The organism is Achromobacter sp. EG18 (assembly GCF_059759395.1).
The window spans coordinates 3597169-3613294 of the sequence record NZ_CM186213.1 but is presented as its reverse complement, the minus strand read 5'-3'; the positions used below and the strand labels follow the sequence as shown (position 1 = coordinate 3613294).

Genomic DNA, 16126 nt, shown 5'->3' with positions numbered 1-16126 from the left:
CCCGCCGGTCCCCCGGGACGCCAGCGGCCCTGTCATGGCGTCCCGGCGCTCGCCACCCCGGGCGGGTCGCTAAAATCGACGCATCCGTCCTTTTTCCCGATCCGCCGTGACCCTCTACGACGTACCCGCGCCCGCCAAGGTGAACCTGTTCCTGCACGTGGTGGGCCGCCGTCCCGACGGCTACCACCTGCTGCAGACGGCTTTTCGCTTCATCGACCTGTGCGACACACTGCACTTCGAGGCGCGCGCCGATGGCGTCATCAGCCGCGCCACGGAATTGGCGGGCGTGTCCGAAGACGACGACCTGACCTTGCGCGCCGCCCGCGCCCTGCAACAGGCCACCGGCACGCGCCAGGGCGCGCAGATCGCGCTGGAAAAGCGCATTCCGCAGGGCGGCGGCCTGGGTGGCGGTTCGAGCGACGCGGCCACCGTGCTGATCGCATTGAACCGCTTGTGGGGCACCGGGCTGTCGCGGCGAGAACTGATGGCGCTGGCCCTGCCGCTGGGCGCCGACGTGCCGGTGTTCGTGTTCGGCCAGTCCGCTTTCGCCGAGGGCGTGGGCGAAAAACTGACCGCGCTGGACCTGCCGGCGCGGGCCTATCTGGTGGCGCAGCCGGACGCGAGCGTGCCGACCGTTGGAATTTTTTCCGCACCCGATTTGACAAGGGATTCTTCTTACATCACAATAGCGGACTTTCTTGCTTCGCCTACATTTTCCTTCGGGAAAAATGATTTGGAGCCGGTGGTCTACCGACTTTATCCTGAGGTTCTCAGGGCATCGCGGTGGCTTGCAGAGCAGGGCGTGTTGAAAAACACGGGAACCCAAGTTCGCATGTCGGGATCTGGCGCGTGTCTATACGCCGAGTTTTCCGAGCTGTCGGAGGCCGTTTTGGCGAAAACGGAAATTACCGCTACAATGCGCGGCGCTGTTGAAGCAAACTGCAAAAACGCAGATGACACAGGCAGCACAACGCATCCACGGTTCCGGTTAGTGCAGGCATGTCCTGGGTTGACTGAACATCCGTTGCGGAATTGGATTGCAAGATAGTTGGGGAGTCGCCAAGCTGGTTAAGGCACCGGATTTTGATTCCGGCATGCGAAGGTTCGAATCCTTCCTCCCCAGCCAACCGAATACATAACAAAGCTGTTGAACACGCCTGTAAGACACTGGCTCGGGTTCAGCAGCTTTTTTATTTTCCGGTTTCAGCAGGTTCTCGCATCACCTCGTTAGTGTCTCGAAACGACCATCGCATCATCCATCATGGCAAACGATAGCTTCATGATCTTCACGGGCACGGCCAACACTCGGCTGGCCGTGGACGTAGTCAACCACCTCGACATGTCCCTGGGCAAGATGACCGTCGGTCGCTTCTCGGACGGCGAGGTGATGGTCGAGATCAACGAGAACGTGCGTGGCAAGGACGTCTTCGTCCTGCAGCCCACCTGTGCGCCTACCAATGACAACCTGATGGAAATCATGGTGATGGTCGATGCCCTGCGCCGCGCCTCGGCCGGCCGCATCACCGCCGCGATTCCCTATTTTGGCTATGCCCGCCAGGACCGCCGCCCGCGCTCGGCGCGCGTCGCGATCTCGGCCAAGGTGGTGGCCAACATGCTGCAAGTGGCTGGCGTCGACCGCGTCCTGACGATGGACCTGCACGCCGACCAGATCCAGGGTTTCTTCGACATTCCCGTGGACAACATCTACGCCGGTCCGATTTTGCTGGGCGACATCTGGCGCCGCAATTTCTCGAACCTGGTCGTCGTGTCCCCGGACATCGGCGGCGTGGTGCGCGCCCGCGCGCTGGCCAAGCAGCTCGAAGCCGACCTGGCCATCATCGACAAGCGTCGTCCGCGCGCCAACGTGTCGGAAGTGATGAACATCATCGGTGAAGTCGACGGCCGCACCTGCATCATCATGGACGACATGGTCGACACCGCCGGCACGCTGTGCAAGGCGGCCCAGGCCCTGAAGGACCGCGGCGCCGGCGCCGTTTACGCCTATTGCACGCACCCCGTGCTGTCGGGCGGCGCCATCGACCGCATCGAGGCGTCGGAACTGGACGAACTGGTCGTCACCGACACCATTCCGCTCTCCGAGCAAGGCCAGGCCAGCGGCAAGATCCGCCAGCTGTCGTGCGCCGCGCTGCTGGGCGAGACCATCCTGCGTATCTCGAACGCGGAATCGGTCAGCTCGCTGTTCGTCGACTGACGTCAGCCTCCCCGTTTTTTGTGTCTTGCTGGTCGCGGCAAGGCGCAAGCAACACGGCGCACCTGTTGTGCGCCGTGTCTTTAACCGGTGAAGTCCGCTTCGCCATTTTTTGTTTTTGGAGTTTTCCATGAAATTTACTGCCACTGCGCGTAGCGTCCAGGGTTCGAGTGCGAGCCGCCGCCTGCGCCGCGCGGGCCGCGTTCCCGCCATTGTTTATGGTGGTTCGGCTGCCCCGTTGAACATCGAACTCGACCACAACGAGATCTACCACGCCCTGCGCAAGGAAGAATTCCACGCTTCGATCCTGCAAATGCAGCTCGAAGGCGCCAAGGACGAACAGGTCCTGCTGCGTTCGGTTCAATGGCACGCCTACAAGCCGCAAGTCCTGCACGTGGACTTCCAGCGCGTCGACGCCAACCAGGCGCTGCGCACCAAGGTGCCGCTGCACTTCGTGAACGCTGAAGTCTCGCCGGCCGTCAAGCTGAGCGGCGCGATCATCAGCCACGTCGCCACCGAACTGGAAATCACGTGCCTGCCGTCGGCGCTGCCCCAGTTCATCGAAGTCAACCTGGCCGACATCCTGGCCGGCGCTTCGATCCACCTGGCCGACATCAAGCTGCCGATGGGCGTGACCTACGTCCCGCACGGTGGTGAAGAGAACCCGCTGCTGGCCGCTGCTGTCGTCAAGGGTGGCGCTGCCGCCGACGACGCCGACGCCGCTCCGGCTGCTCCCGCCGCCTAAGTCCTGCCGGAAAGCTTCGGCTTTCCCGCGGCTTGCGCCCGAAACCCTGCGTGTGCATTTGCATGCGCAGGGTTTTTTGGTTTAAACACCCCCCATCATGTCTATTCCCATACGCCTCATCGTGGGATTGGGTAACCCCGGTCCCGACTACGAAACCACCCGCCACAACGCGGGCTTCTGGCTGGCCGACCACCTGGCGGACGACCTGCGCGCCTCGTTCGCGCTGGAGAAGTCGTTCTTCGGCATGGTGGCCAAATCCCGCCTGGGGGCCGACAACGTCCTGCTGCTCAAGCCCAACACCTACATGAACCGTTCCGGCCAGGCGGTCGGGGCGCTTGCGCGCTTTTACAAGCTGACGCCGGAGCAGGTGTTGGTGCTGCACGACGAACTCGACCTGATGCCGGGCCAGGTGAAACTCAAGCAGGGCGGCGGCCATGCCGGCCACAACGGCCTGAAGGACATCCAGGCCGCGCTCGGCAGCCCGAACTTCTGGCGCCTGCGCATCGGCATCGGCCATCCGCGCACGCTCGGCCTGGCGCAGCAGGTGGCGGACTTCGTGCTGCATCCGCCGCGCCGCGAAGAACAAAAGGAAATCGAGGCGGTCATCGACCGCTGCCGCGCCGTGGTGCCGGCCATGCTGGCGGGCGACTTCGCGCTGGCCACCCGCCAGCTGCACAGCGGCAACGACGCCTGATGGACGGCGCTCCGGCTTTCGCCGAACCGCGCAAGCTGCGCTTCCGCAGCGAGCTGGCCGACTTCTGGCGCTTCGTGCGCCGGCCGCGCCCATTGCGGCGCCTGCCGGGGCGCGCCCCGGCGATCGGCTGGGTGTCGGATTGGTGGCCGGGCGTTGGCCCGGGGCGCCTGCTGGCCTGGGCCGCCTTGCTGTGGCTGATCAACCTGTTCGCCCTGGGGCCGGTGGCGGTCGCCGCGGCCGGCGTCGGCGGCGTCACGCATCGGCTGGACCCGGCCAACATCCCCTGGCTGACGGCGGTGATCTGGGCCCCGCTTGTCGAGGAAATGCTGTTCCGCTATGGCCTGCGACGGCCCAGGCAGGCGCTGTGGCTGTGTCCGGCGCTGCTGCCGGTGGTGCTGTACGGCCCGCGCATTTGGACTGGCCTTTTGTTGGCCGCTTTCGTGTTGCTGGCCTGCTGGTCGCTGCGTCCGCGCCCCGCGCCGCTCAATGGCTGGAACACCGCCTGGCGGCGCCATTACCTGAAACATTTCGGCTGGGTGTTCCACCTGGTGGCGCTGACCTTCGCCGCCGTGCACCTGACCAACTTCGTCTTCAACCACACGCCGTACTGGCTGCTGCCGCTGCTGGTGCTGCCGCAATGGGTCACCGGCCTGGTGCTGGGCTGGATCCGCATCCGCCGCGGCATCGGCGCGGCCATCGCGCTGCACGCCATGTTCAACGCCGGCCCCATTTTGCTGATCTGGGCCGTGATGCGCTGGGCCCCCACGGCGGCGAGTTGAGCCGGCCGTCCCCCTGGGCGCGGTCATCATGATGCGCCGCCTGGCGGGGTAAACTAGAACGTTAACGATCAATACCGTACTTACACAGGATTCCCATGGCTCTGCAATGCGGCATCGTCGGCCTGCCCAACGTTGGCAAATCGACACTCTTCAACGCTCTGACCCGCGCCGGCATCGCCGCCGAGAACTATCCGTTCTGCACCATCGAGCCGAACGTCGGCGTGGTCGAGGTGCCGGATCCGCGTCTGCAGAAGCTGGCCGAGATCGTCAAGCCCGAGCGCATCCTGTCGGCCACGGTCGAATTCGTCGACATCGCCGGCCTGGTGGCGGGCGCCAGCAAGGGTGAAGGCCTGGGCAACCAGTTCCTCTCGCACATCCGCGAAACCGACGCCATCGTCAACGTGGTGCGCTGCTTCGAGGATCCCAACGTGATCCACGTGGCCGGCAAGGTCGATCCGATCGCCGACATCGAAGTCATCGAAACCGAGCTGGCGCTGGCCGACCTGCAGACCGCCGAAAAGGCCCTGCAGCGCCACCAGAAGACCGCCCGTTCCGGCGACAAGGAATCGCAGCGCATCGTCGCCGTGCTGGAAAAGTGCGTGGCCCAGCTGAACGAAGCCAAGCCGATCCGCGCGCTCGACCTGTCCACCGAGGAAAAGGCCGACATCGCCCAGCTCTGCTTCATCACCGCCAAGCGCGCGATGTACGTGGGCAACGTGGCCGACGACGGCTTCACCAACAACCCGCTGCTGGACCGCCTGACCGAATTCGCCGCCGCCCGCAACGCGCCGGTGGTCGCCATCTGCGCCGCCATCGAATCGGAAATCGTCGACCTGGACGACGCCGACCGCCAGGCCTTCCTGTCGGACATGGGCATGGAAGAACCGGGCCTGAACCGCCTGATCCGCGCCGCCTTCAAGCTGCTGGGCCTGCAGACCTACTTCACCGCCGGCGTGAAGGAAGTGCGCGCCTGGACCGTGCCGATCGGCGCCACCGCGCCCCAGGCCGCGGGCGTCATCCACACCGACTTCGAACGCGGCTTCATCCGTGCGCAGACCATTGCGTATGAAGACTACATTGCCTACAAGGGCGAGCAGGGGGCGAAGGAAGCGGGCAAGATGCGGGCGGAAGGCAAGGAATACATCGTGCAGGATGGCGATGTGATGAATTTCTTGTTCAACGTCTGATCGTTTTCAAGCGCGTCAGGTCGCGCTTCATGGAAAGGGCAGGCCCTTGGCATCAAGGGCCTGCCCTTTCCATTTAGAACTTCGCCTGCAAGCTCAACGTCACCCGCCGCGGCTCGCCATAGATCAAGCCGTTGTAGAACCCATACTGCCGGTAGTACGTCTTGTCGAACAGATTGCTGACGTTCAGCATGGCCGACAGATGGCGGTTGATGTCGTAGCGCGCCATCGCGTTGAACAGCGCATAGCCTTTCAGGGGAATCGGCGAGTCGTCGAAGCCGCCGCGGCCGTCCGGCCGGCCGGGGTAGGGCTCGGACACCGTCTTGCCTTGCCAGGTCAGGCCGCCGCCGATGGTCAGCCCCCGCAGCATTCCCTGCAGCCGGTAGGTGGTGTTCAGCCGCAGCAGATGGCGCGGGTCGGGACGCTCGGCGGTGTCCTTGTTGCCGACGTCCAGATAGGTGTAGCCGAGGTAGACGTTCCATGCGGCCGTCACGGCGCCGGCGATCTCGGCGTCGAGGCCCTTGACGGTGACGCCGGTGCCGGGCTGGTAGGCCTGGTCGCCATCGGGCGTCAACCTGTCGCCGTCTTTCAAGGCGACGTTCTTCTGCTGGCTGCGGAATGCCGACACGGCGGCGTTGAGTGCGCCGTTGAACCATTCGCCCTTGATGCCGGCCTCGTAGCTGGCGCCCGTGATGGGCTTGAGGGTGTCGCCGCTTTCGTTCTTGTTGGTCTGCGGCGTGAAGACATCGGTGTAGCTGGCGTAGACCGAGTAGGTCGGTGTCAATCCATAGACCAGGCCGTAGTAGGGCGTCCAGGCGCGAGCGGCGTTTTCGCCGGTGCGCGCGCCGCGGACGCCCGCCGCGTTGTAGTTGTCGCTGTGGATCTGGTAGACGCTGCGGCGCAGCCCGGTGATCAGGGTCAGGTCGTCGGCGAGCTCGAAGCGTCCCGCGACGTAGCCGCCATAGAGTGTTGTCCGGGTGACGCGGCGGGCGTCGGTGCGGAACGCGCGGATGTTGCCGTATTCGTCGCCACGCCAGGCGCGCCAATCCGCGACGGGCAACTCGGTGCGGTATTGGCAGCGGCCCTTGAAGCCGGCGATGCCGTCGATGCTGCAGTTGCTGCTGTTGAAGGTCCAGGAGGGTTCGTCCATGCGCGAGCCGTTCAGGCCGACGAGCAGTTCGTGGCGGCGTCCGAACAGTTCCAGCGGTCCGGACAGATCCAGCGAGAACGCGTCGGTTTCGCCTTCCGTCTCCGAATGGATGGCATTGAGGTAGGCGCCGCTGCCGTCCTGCTTCCAATGGGGCCAGCGGACCTTGCCATTGTTGACCTTGACCGCGCCCTTGTTGTTCAGGTCCGCGCGCGAGGTGTGGGCATAATCGGCGCGCAGCTTCCAGTCGTTGTCGAAACGATGGTCGAGCGAGGCGAACAGCGTCTTCGCTTCCATGTCGCTCTTGCTCCAGTCCGCCGCCAGGTTGAGGCTGCGGCGGAAATGGGTCGGCGAGCCGTCCGCGAACCAGGCGGGCACGTTGGCGCCCCAGGAGGCGCCGTGGAAGATGCTGTGTTCGTACTGGAAGCCCAGGCCGACCTGCGTGCGGTCCGTCACGTCCATGGCGAAGCTGGACAGGAACCCCTGCCGTTCGATGCTCGAGTGGTCGCGGAACCCGTCGGAGTTCTCGCCGCTGAATACCAGGCGCGAGCGGATACGGCCGTCCGCCGCCAGCGGTATGTTGATGTCGCCGACGGCATTCTTCTTGTTCCAGCTTCCGGTGCGCACGGTCAGGCTCGCGCCGAGCGCGCGGCCAGGGCGCTTGCGCACCAGGTCGACGGTGGCGGAGGGATCGCCGGTGCCGCCCAACAATCCGTTCGCGCCGCGCACGATGCTGACGCGGTCGTAGAGATCCATGTTGATCGCGCCGCTGCCGCCGCCGTTGAACGAGGACCCGCCGATGATCGACAGGCCATCGACCTTGTAGTTGGTGATGTTGAATCCGCGGGCCCGGTAGGTGGTGCGCCCGCCGTTGTCCAACTCGACGAAAGTGATGCCCGTGGTGCTGCCCAGGACGTCGCCGATGGACTGCATGCCCTGGTCGTCCATCTGCTGGCGGGTCACCACCGACACGGACTGGGGCGTTTCCTTGGGGCTGAGCGTCAGGCCGGTCGAGGCGCGGGTCGAGGGCACGGTATAGGAGCGTGTCGCCTCGGTGGGCTCGTCGGCTTGCCCGCTCACTTCAATGGCCGGCAGCGTGGCCGGTGCGGACGACGTGTTGCCGGCGGCATCCGGCTGCCGCGCCTGGACCGGGGCGGCAGCGGATGCCAGGGCAAGCGTGATCAGGCCAAGCAATGCGGACGAGCCTGACGAGTGGTGATGCATGACAATTCATCCCTGTTCATATTGGAAAAAGAAGCGCCATTGATTTGCATTTTTATTTATTGAGAATGGCTGCCAGGGAATATGCCGGATATCACCCGGGTTGGATCGCATAACGCGCACAGGGCCGGCAAAAGAAGACTTGTTTAAGGGGCATGGCGAAGCCGCGCGAACGGGAGCGGGCGGGGCGATGGCGAGGAGTGCGGGGCCTCATCGCCATGCCGACGCATCGTTATCGTGTGGGCTCACCACGGTTCCAGCAGCCAACCCCCTTGCGTGGCCCGCAACCTGTCCGTGAGCGCCAGGTTGTCCAGGAACGCCTCGTCGTGCGACACCACGACCAGCGCGCCCGGATAGCCGCGCAGCATGCTTTCCAGGGCAAGCATGGAGGGCAGGTCGAGGTGATTGCCCGGTTCGTCCAGCAGCAACAGGCGCGGCGGCGGATCGGCGTAGAGCGCGCAAGCCAGCGCCGCCTTCAGGCGTTCGCCGCCACTGAGCGAGCCGCTGGGCGCCAGGATCTTGCGCGCATCCAGGCCGAGGTGGGCCAGGCGCGCGCGCAGTTCGCCTTCGGCCAGGTTGGGGTTGGCGGCCTGCAGCTGTTCGAGCACGGGCCGCTCCGATGCCAGGCCGGCCAGCCGCTGGTCGAGGTAGACGCTTTCGGGCGCCGCCTTCCTCTCGCCCGACAAGGGCGCGAGTTGGCCCGCCAGCACCTTGAGCAGGGTCGATTTGCCGCAGCCGTTGGGGCCGGTCACCGCGACGCGTTGCTGTCCGCCCAGCTGCAGGCTGACATGGCGGGTGGGCGCCACGATGAAAGGCAGCGTGACGTGGTCCAGTTGCGCCACGCGCCGCTGCGCCGCTTGCGCGACGGGCAGGGCATGCAGCGAGATTGCGGTGTCCTGTTCGACTTGCTCCGCGGCCTCGCGCACGGCCTGTGCCAAGCGTTCGTGGGCGACTGCGTGTTGCTGCCTCAGCCTGCCGGCCGAATCCTCGCTGCGGCCCTTTTGCCGGTCGAGCAGGATCCTGGCCTGGTTGGCCTGCTTGCCGTGCCGCTGGCCGCGCGCTTGGCGGCGCTCCTGCCGCTCGCGCTGGGCCTGCATCGCCTGCTCCTCGCGCCGGCGTTCGAGCTTGCGGTGTTCCAGCCGTTCCAGCGCGTTGGCGCGTTCATGTTCTTTGCTTGCGGCATAGGCACTGTAGTTGCCGCCGTAGCCGCGCAGGCCCAGCGAGGACAGCTCCACGATGCGCGCCAGGGTGTCGAGCAGTTGCCGATCGTGGCTGATGACCAGCAAGCCGCGCGGCCAATGCCGCAGCTGTTCGATCAGTGCCTCGCGGTTGCGGCGGTCCAGGTGGTTGGTGGGTTCGTCCAGGATGAGGAATTCGGCTTCGGACAGCATGGCGCTGGCCAGCGCCACGCGCATAGCTTCACCGCCGCTGAGGCGGCTGGCCGGCGTCGCGGCGTCGAGATGGCCCAGGCCGTCGCGTTCCAGCGCATGTTGCAGGCGTTGGCGAATGTCCCAGCGGTCGCCGACGCGCTCGAAGTCTTCCGGCGCGCTGCTGCCGGCCTCGATGCGCGCCAGCGCGTCCAGCGTGGCTTGCAGGCCGGCCAGGCTGGCGACGGTGGCGCCGGCGGGCGGGGAAACCTGTTGGGCCAGGTAGAAGACGCTGCCCGATCGCAGGCAGCGTCCGCTCGACGGCGGCAACTGTCCCGCCAGGATGCGCGCGAGCACGGTCTTGCCGACGCCATTGCGTCCGACCAGGCCGGTGGGGCGCCGGTCGAAGGTTTCGTCGAGTCCGGAAAAAAGCGGGCTGCCGTCGGGCAGCAGGTATGACACGCTTTCCAGCGTGAGATAGGGAGTCGTCATGCGTGATGCTTCCAGGGATGCCAGGAACTCCCCCTGCGAACGGGGGCGGGTGGAGACTGGCCGTCATTGCGACGGCGGCATCAATGGCGCATGGGACGAATACCTCGATGAATGTGATCCAGGCCGATACTTTAAAAGCCCTTGGCGGAATTGGCAAAACGCGCGCGGCAAGGCTGTCCGGGCCGACCGGGAGGCGCGCGCCGCTTCAGGCCTCGAGCGCCTTTGCCACGGCCCATCCCGCCAGATACAACCCCACGCCGAACGACGCATGCGCCATCAGGCTGCGCAGCCGTGCCACGCCGGGTTTCGGGGTTCTGGACGCCGCGATGCCGGCGCCCATGCCGGGTTGCAGGATCAGGAAGGGCGCGGCGACCGTGGCGATGCCGACGGTCAGCGCCGGCAGCAGCGTCGGTCGCGCGGCCCAGGTCGGGCCCCAGATTGCCAGCAGCAGGAGCGCGAACAGGATGCCGATGGCGTAGTGGGCGAACCAGCCGATGGCGCGTTCGCCGGTTACGGGCGCCGAGCGGGCGATGCCGGGGTGGGTCAGGCGTCCGCGTGGCAGATGCCCGAGCCAGCGGCCGACCAGGGCGTAATCCAGCGACGGCAGGCCGAACAGGCGCTTGAGCAGCAGCGCCCACAGGTCCATGACGAGCGTGGCGCCGGCGCCGATCAGTACGGCGCGAAGAAATAGGTCGGGCGGCATGTGCGGGTTCCGGGAAAACAAAATAACATTCAATAGATTAATTGAATGTTATTCAATAACCTTTCCGGATGTCAAATGTGGAGGGCGAACGTTGGGGCCGCGTTGGCGCGTCGGGCGCTCAACGAAACGCCTGAATCGGGGGCAACCGTTGGAGAGGGCGGAAAGCCCTGAAGGGGGCGATCGGCGGCTCATCGATGGCGGGACCGGCGCAATTCATCGCAGAGGCGGTCCAGCCCGACGCTGTCGGGTGCGCAGGCGCTCGGCCGCGGTGTTGAAGCGCCGCCATGGGCGCCCCGCGCGCGGTCATTCGCCCTTGTTGCCGCCTGCCGCGCGCAGGAAGTTGGCTTCCAGCACGTTGAGCACGCGGTTCAGCGTGTCGATATCCGAAGCCGACAGCCCCTTGAGCGATTCCTCGAAAAATGCCGCCCGCTTGGGCAGGGCTTCGTCGACCACGGCCTGGCCGGCCGGCGTGAGGCGGGCGTTGGTCAGGCGGTTGTCGTCGGGATCGACGGCGCGCGCGATCCAGCCGAGCTTCTGCATCGCCTGCAACTGGCGGGTGAGCGAAGCGGGGTCGAGGCGGCAACGTTCGGCCAGGTGCTTCTGCGAGCATTGGCCGCATTCATGCAGCGCCAGCAGGATGCGCCAGCGCGGCAGCGCGTGGCCGACCATGCCGCTGAAGGCGCTTTGCATGACCCGGTAGGTCTGGCCCATGTGCTGGATGACCTGCAGGCCCTGTTGTTGTTTGGGCAAAAGCTACTCTCCGACGGCGGCGGGCTCCGTTTTTGCGGGGCGCGCCAATTGCACCAGGGGGACGCGCCGCACGCACCACAGCGCCAGCACCGCGACCGCCAGGGCGATGAGCTGCCCCTCGTGGATGGCGCCGACCAGCGCCACCCGCGCGATCTCGATCAGCGACGTTCCATCCTGGCCTTGATGCGCCAATTGTGCCAGGAACTGTGTCTGGGCCTCGGGGTTGACCAGCATCTGCGGGTCGTCCAGCTGCGGTAGCCAGCGCGCCGAGGCGCCGCGCAGCGTCGATTCGACGCCGCTGAAATAGCTGTGGTTGACCATGGTGCCGACCACGGCCGTGCCCAGCATGCCGCCGATCATGCGCAGCGATTGCAGCAGCGCGGTGGCGATGCCCAGGTGGCTGCGGCCGGCGGTCTGCTGCGCGAACACGGTCAGGTTGGGCATGATGAAGCCCATGCCCAGTCCGGCCATGAGCATGTAGGCGGCGATCAGGCCGTGCGCGGTGTAGTTGTGGGTGGTGACGATGCCCAGACAGGACAGCGCCATCAGGATGAAGCCCGCGTACAGCATGCGGTTGGGATTGCGGATGCGGGTGATGATGCGGCCGTTGATGATGCTGCCCACGGTGATGAAGACCACCATCGGCGTGATCAGCAGCCCGGCATCCTGCGGCGACAGGCCGAAGCCGCCCTGCAGCAGCAGCGGCGCGTAGAACAGCAGCGAATACATGGTCACGCCCACCAGCAGCGCCAGTATGAACAGCATCGCCAGGCCGCGGTTGCGGAACATGTCGAACGGCAGCAGCGGGTGCGGGCAGCGCCGCTCCCACCAGAACAGCAGGCCGAAGGCGGCGATGCTGCCGGCGGCCAGCAGCACGATGGTGGCGCTCAGGCCTTCCTTGGGCAGCAGTTCCACCAGCAGTTGCAGGCTGCCGAGCGCGGCGGCGATCAGCAGCGCCCCTTGCCAATCCAGGCGCACCTTGCCGGAAGTATGGTTGCGCAGGTGCGGCAGGTAGCGCGCCACGAACCAGAGGCCCAGGATGCCGATGGGCAGGTTGACGTAGAACACAGAGCGCCAGCCGTAGTGCTCGGTCAGCGCGCCGCCGAGCGTCGGGCCCACCGCATTGGCGATGCCGAAGGCCGAACTGAGCATGACCTGCCAGCGCAGCCGCACGTGCGGATCGGGGAACAGGTCGGGAATGGAGGCAAACGCCGTGCCCACCAGCATGCCGCCGCCCACGCCCTGCAGCGCCCGCGCCAGCACCAGCGTGAACATGCTGTCGGCCGCGCCGCACAGCACCGAGGCCAGCGTGAACAGCACGATCGCCGCCACCACGAAGGGCTTGCGGCCGTAGTAGTCGCCCAGGCGGCCGAAGATCGGCACGGTGATGACGGAGGTCAGCAGGTAGGAAGTCGCCACCCACGCGTACAGTTCGAAGCCCTTGAGTTCGGCCACGATGGTGGGCAGCGCGGTGCCCACCACGGTCTGGTCGATGGCCACCATCATCATGACGAAGCACATGCCCAGCATGGCGAGCAGGGTCTGCCGGAAGGGAAGCACCTGGCCGGGTGAATAGGGCGTGCTGGGAGCGGGGGCGGGCATTGTTGGATCGATCAATGATTGATGGATCAATAATTCTAGCCCTACAATCCCGAAGACAGAAAACCGTCAGTTTCGGGTCGGACGCGCAGGCTGGCCCGATTTGTTACGATAGCGGTATGTGCACGCTGGTCATGCCGGCGTCTTCAGCAGGTCTTTCCATGGCAGTTCCTCCCCGCTTGGCGCCCCGGCCCCCGGCTTGGCGCACGCGGCGGCACGCGATCGAAGACGGACATATCAGGAAGCCACGCGCGCGGCGCGGCGGCAAAGCACCATTCCCGCGCCCGGCGCGGCGGATGGCATTCAAGGATTACCAGTCGAGGTACCGACGGGGCGGCAATGAAAACGTGGTTCAAGCGCATTCTGATAGGCCTGGTGGTGTTGGTTGTCGTGGCCGTCGTTGGCCTGGCCATCTTTTTGCTGACGTTCGACCCCAACGCGTACAAGTACAAGCTCGAAGAGCTGGTCCAGGAACGCTATCACCGCACGCTCACGATCGACGGCGAGATCGAGTTGTCGCTGTTCCCGCGCATCGGCCTGTCGGTGCAGGGCGTGTCGCTGTCCGAAGCCAATAGCACCGAAACGTTCGCTTCCATCGAGAGCACGCGCCTGGCGGTGGCGGTGTGGCCGCTGCTGTCGAACAGCTTCGTGGTGGATCACGTCGCCATCAGCGGCTTCAAGGCGCGGGTCGTGCGCGACAAGGACGGCCAGTTCAATTTCAGCAACCTGGTGGGCGGCACCGCGCCGGTGGTGGCCACGCCGTCCAATCCCGCCGAAGCGCTCGCGGGCGCGGCGCAGACCGCCGCGCAGGCCCTGACCAGCGGCACCTTGCCGCCATCGCGCAACAACATGCAGATCGACATCGCCGGCCTGGACCTGAAGGACGGCGAAGTCCAGCTGCAGGACCAGATGTCGGGCATGGCGGTGGCGGTGACCAAGATCAACGCCAATACGGGCCGGGTCACCTTCAACCAGCCGTTCGACGTGCGGCTGACGGCCCGCGTCGAAGGCGGCAACCCCCGCATGGACGCCAATCTGAATGGCCAGGCGTTGCTGACGCTCGATCCTTCGGCCAAGCGCTATGCGGCCCAGAAGCTGGACCTGCGCATGGACGGCAAGTTGCCGGGCGCGCAGGCCAAGAGCCTGGCGGTGCGCGGCAACCTGGCGTTCAACGGCCAGAAGTCAGCGCTGGACGTGGCCGGCCTGGAAGTCGTGTTCCAGGGCGATGTCACCGATCCGGCCGCGCCCGCCACGAATGTCGAAGCCAGCGTGGCCATGCCCAAGCTGTCGATCGATCCCCACAAGAGCCAGTTGCAGATCGAGAAGCTGGCGGTGCGTGCCAAGGGCGGCGTGGCCGACGGCCCGTTTGAATTCGCGGTCGATGCCCCGGCGCTCAACATCTCGCCGACGCAGGCGACGGGCGAGGCCTTGACCGGCCGCGTGCGCATCAGCGGCCTGGACGCCAGTTTTGGCCTGAACGGCATCAGCGGCAACGCCACCGAGCTGGATATCAAGGAGGCCAAGCTCGACAGCACCTCCAAGAAAGGCGAGCGCGTCGTCAAGCTGAATTTCGCTTCGCCGCTGTCGCTGAACCTGCTGCAACGCAAGGGCGGCCTGTCCGGCTTGCGGGGCGACGTCAATATCACCGATCCGGGCCTGCCCAAGGGCAGCCTGCAGATCCCGGTGATCGGCAGCCTCAATGTCGATCTGCTCAAGGACACTGCCAACAGCAAGATCAACGCCGTGCTGGAAGGCGGCAAGTTCGACCTGACCGCCGACATCGCCAAGCTGAGCGATGCGCCGCAGGTCAATTTCGCGCTGGCCGTGGATACGCTGGACCTGGACAAGCTGGTGCCGCCGGTCACTGCCACCGCGCCCGCCAAGCCGCCGGCCGAAGGCAAGAAGGACGAGACCAAGCCGGCCCAGCCGGCGCCGGCCGCGCCCGCGGACGATTCGATCAACCTGTCGGCGCTGGTCGGCCCGAGCGTGAATGGCACGCTCAAGGTCGGCAAGCTGGTGGTGCGCGGCCTGAAGGCCGACGACGTCGCCGCCGCCGTCAAGCTGGATCGCGGCAAGCTCGACATTTCCAGCCTGACCGCCGGCCTGTATGGCGGCAAGCTCGCGGGCGCGTTGTCGGTGGATGCGGCGCAAGGCAATCAGCTGGCCACCAAGATGTCGCTGGCTGGCATCGCCATCGAGCCGCTGTTGATGGACCTGGCGCAGCAGAACGTGCTGAGCGGCACGGGCAGCCTGGCGCTGGACCTGAAGACCGCCGGCGCCAACGCCTACGCAATGAAGAGCGGCCTGGGCGGCACGCTGCAGCTGCGCCTGCGCGATGGCGCGGTCAAGGGCATCAACCTGACGCAGACCCTGCGCGAGTTGAGGGCCGCGCTCAAGCCGGAATCGCAGGATGCGACCGTGGCGGCCGATACCAGCAAGCAGACCGCTTTCTCCGAAATGGACGCCGATCTCGCATTTGCCAAGGGTGTGGCCAACGTGAAGCGGCTGAACGTGGTGTCGCCGCTGCTGCGCGTGACGCAGGGCGAGCCGGCCACTATCGATTTCGTCAAGAACGAGCTGGACCTGGTGGCGCGCGCCCGTGTCGTCAATCCGGCGGCCGACCCGGAAGGCAAGGAACTGATCGACCTGAAGGACGTGACCATCCCGGTGCATGTCAAGGGCCCGTTCGACAAGCCTGCCTACACGCTGCTGTGGAAGGACGCGGTTGCCGGTATCCTCAAGCGCAGCCTGGAAAACAAGCTGCGCGAAGCCGTGACCGGCAAGGGCAAGGGCGGCGCGGCGGTGGACAAGGCGCTCAAGGGCCTGCTGGGCAAATGAGCGGCGCCACTTTCCAACCCATTGCCCAATGCGGCGAGACGTCGCAGGCCGAGGCCGCGCCTTATCACCGCCAGTGGCTGGTCGCCAATGATTCAGGCCAGTGGCTCAACCGCGAGCTGTGCCCGCGGCTGGCCGACGTGACGGTGGAACTGCGCCTGGGCTATCTGGTGCTGCGCGCGCCGGGCATGCTGCGCATGGATATTCCGCTGGACGTGATCGAGGACGACGACAGCGTGCGCTACAGCATGAAGGTCGGCGAGCAGATCATCGACGTAATCGACGAAGGCGAACTGGCCGCGGCGTGGATCTCGAATTTCGTGCAGGTGCCGTGCCGCATCATGAAGGTGCATCCGGACACGCCTGTGTCCGCCTGGCCGGACTGAGCCTGGCGGCGGGCC

The 16126-nt window shown here is 66.0% G+C and carries 13 protein-coding genes and 1 tRNA gene; 9 read left to right on the top strand and 5 right to left on the bottom strand.

All coding sequences use genetic code 11. The annotated features are described in order from the left end of the window. Nucleotides 1-106: 106 nt before the first annotated feature. From ispE to ychF, 7 genes are all read left to right on the top strand, one after another. Entirely contained in the window at nt 107-1048 is a 942-nt protein-coding gene (gene ispE / locus AC6CR5_RS16560) for a 4-(cytidine 5'-diphospho)-2-C-methyl-D-erythritol kinase (protein ID WP_047991867.1), read from the top strand. 1 nt (nt 1049) lies between these two features. After that, a tRNA-Gln gene (locus AC6CR5_RS16555) sits at nt 1050-1126 on the top strand. A 135-nt stretch (nt 1127-1261) separates the two neighbouring features. Then, entirely contained in the window at nt 1262-2212 is a 951-nt protein-coding gene (locus AC6CR5_RS16550; protein ID WP_006227587.1) for a ribose-phosphate pyrophosphokinase, read from the top strand. Between the two features lie 127 nt (nt 2213-2339). After that, the gene (locus AC6CR5_RS16545; RefSeq protein ID WP_006385925.1) at nt 2340-2954 is read left to right on the top strand and encodes a 50S ribosomal protein L25/general stress protein Ctc; all 615 of its coding nucleotides are present in this window, start codon (nt 2340-2342) and stop codon (nt 2952-2954) included. Nucleotides 2955-3051: 97 nt separating this feature from the next. After that, the gene (gene pth, locus AC6CR5_RS16540; protein WP_026384832.1) at nt 3052-3648 is read left to right on the top strand and encodes an aminoacyl-tRNA hydrolase; all 597 of its coding nucleotides are present in this window, start codon (nt 3052-3054) and stop codon (nt 3646-3648) included. Next, complete coding sequence (locus AC6CR5_RS16535; RefSeq protein ID WP_054481803.1) at nt 3648-4427, top strand: CPBP family glutamic-type intramembrane protease; 780 nt, start codon at nt 3648-3650, stop codon at nt 4425-4427. The genes pth and AC6CR5_RS16535 overlap by 1 nt, the downstream gene beginning before the upstream one ends. A 95-nt stretch (nt 4428-4522) precedes the next feature. Further along, nucleotides 4523-5614 carry a redox-regulated ATPase YchF gene (gene ychF, locus AC6CR5_RS16530; RefSeq protein WP_047991865.1) on the top strand — a complete coding sequence of 364 codons (1092 nt, stop codon included), beginning with the start codon at nt 4523-4525 and terminating at the stop codon, nt 5612-5614. Between the two features lie 73 nt (nt 5615-5687). Here the strand turns inward: ychF and AC6CR5_RS16525 are convergent, their stop codons facing one another. From AC6CR5_RS16525 to AC6CR5_RS16505, 5 genes are all read right to left on the bottom strand, one after another. Further along, the gene (locus AC6CR5_RS16525; RefSeq protein WP_498084731.1) at nt 5688-7982 is read right to left on the bottom strand and encodes a TonB-dependent siderophore receptor; all 2295 of its coding nucleotides are present in this window, start codon (nt 7980-7982) and stop codon (nt 5688-5690) included. 242 nt (nt 7983-8224) lie between these two features. Next, entirely contained in the window at nt 8225-9838 is a 1614-nt protein-coding gene (locus tag AC6CR5_RS16520) for an ABC-F family ATP-binding cassette domain-containing protein (RefSeq protein WP_498084730.1), read from the bottom strand. Nucleotides 9839-10043: 205 nt separating this feature from the next. Beyond that, entirely contained in the window at nt 10044-10541 is a 498-nt protein-coding gene (locus AC6CR5_RS16515) for a DUF2938 domain-containing protein (protein ID WP_054437793.1), read from the bottom strand. Nucleotides 10542-10844: 303 nt separating this feature from the next. Beyond that, a complete protein-coding gene (locus AC6CR5_RS16510; protein WP_053074780.1) occupies nt 10845-11291 on the bottom strand; it encodes a MarR family winged helix-turn-helix transcriptional regulator in 447 nt (148 codons plus the stop codon). Between the two features lie 3 nt (nt 11292-11294). Continuing rightward, on the bottom strand, nt 11295-12893 hold the full coding sequence (locus tag AC6CR5_RS16505; RefSeq protein ID WP_006385937.1) for an MDR family MFS transporter: 1599 nt from the start codon (nt 12891-12893) through the stop codon (nt 11295-11297). Nucleotides 12894-13229: 336 nt separating this feature from the next. On the opposite strand from AC6CR5_RS16505, the gene AC6CR5_RS16500 reads away from it, so the two are divergent. Both AC6CR5_RS16500 and AC6CR5_RS16495 read left to right on the top strand, forming a co-directional pair. After that, entirely contained in the window at nt 13230-15728 is a 2499-nt protein-coding gene (locus tag AC6CR5_RS16500; RefSeq protein ID WP_047991862.1) for an AsmA family protein, read from the top strand. Then, complete coding sequence (locus tag AC6CR5_RS16495; protein ID WP_006385939.1) at nt 15725-16111, top strand: MOSC N-terminal beta barrel domain-containing protein; 387 nt, start codon at nt 15725-15727, stop codon at nt 16109-16111. The genes AC6CR5_RS16500 and AC6CR5_RS16495 overlap by 4 nt, the downstream gene beginning before the upstream one ends. The last annotated feature ends 15 nt before the right edge of the window (nt 16112-16126 follow it).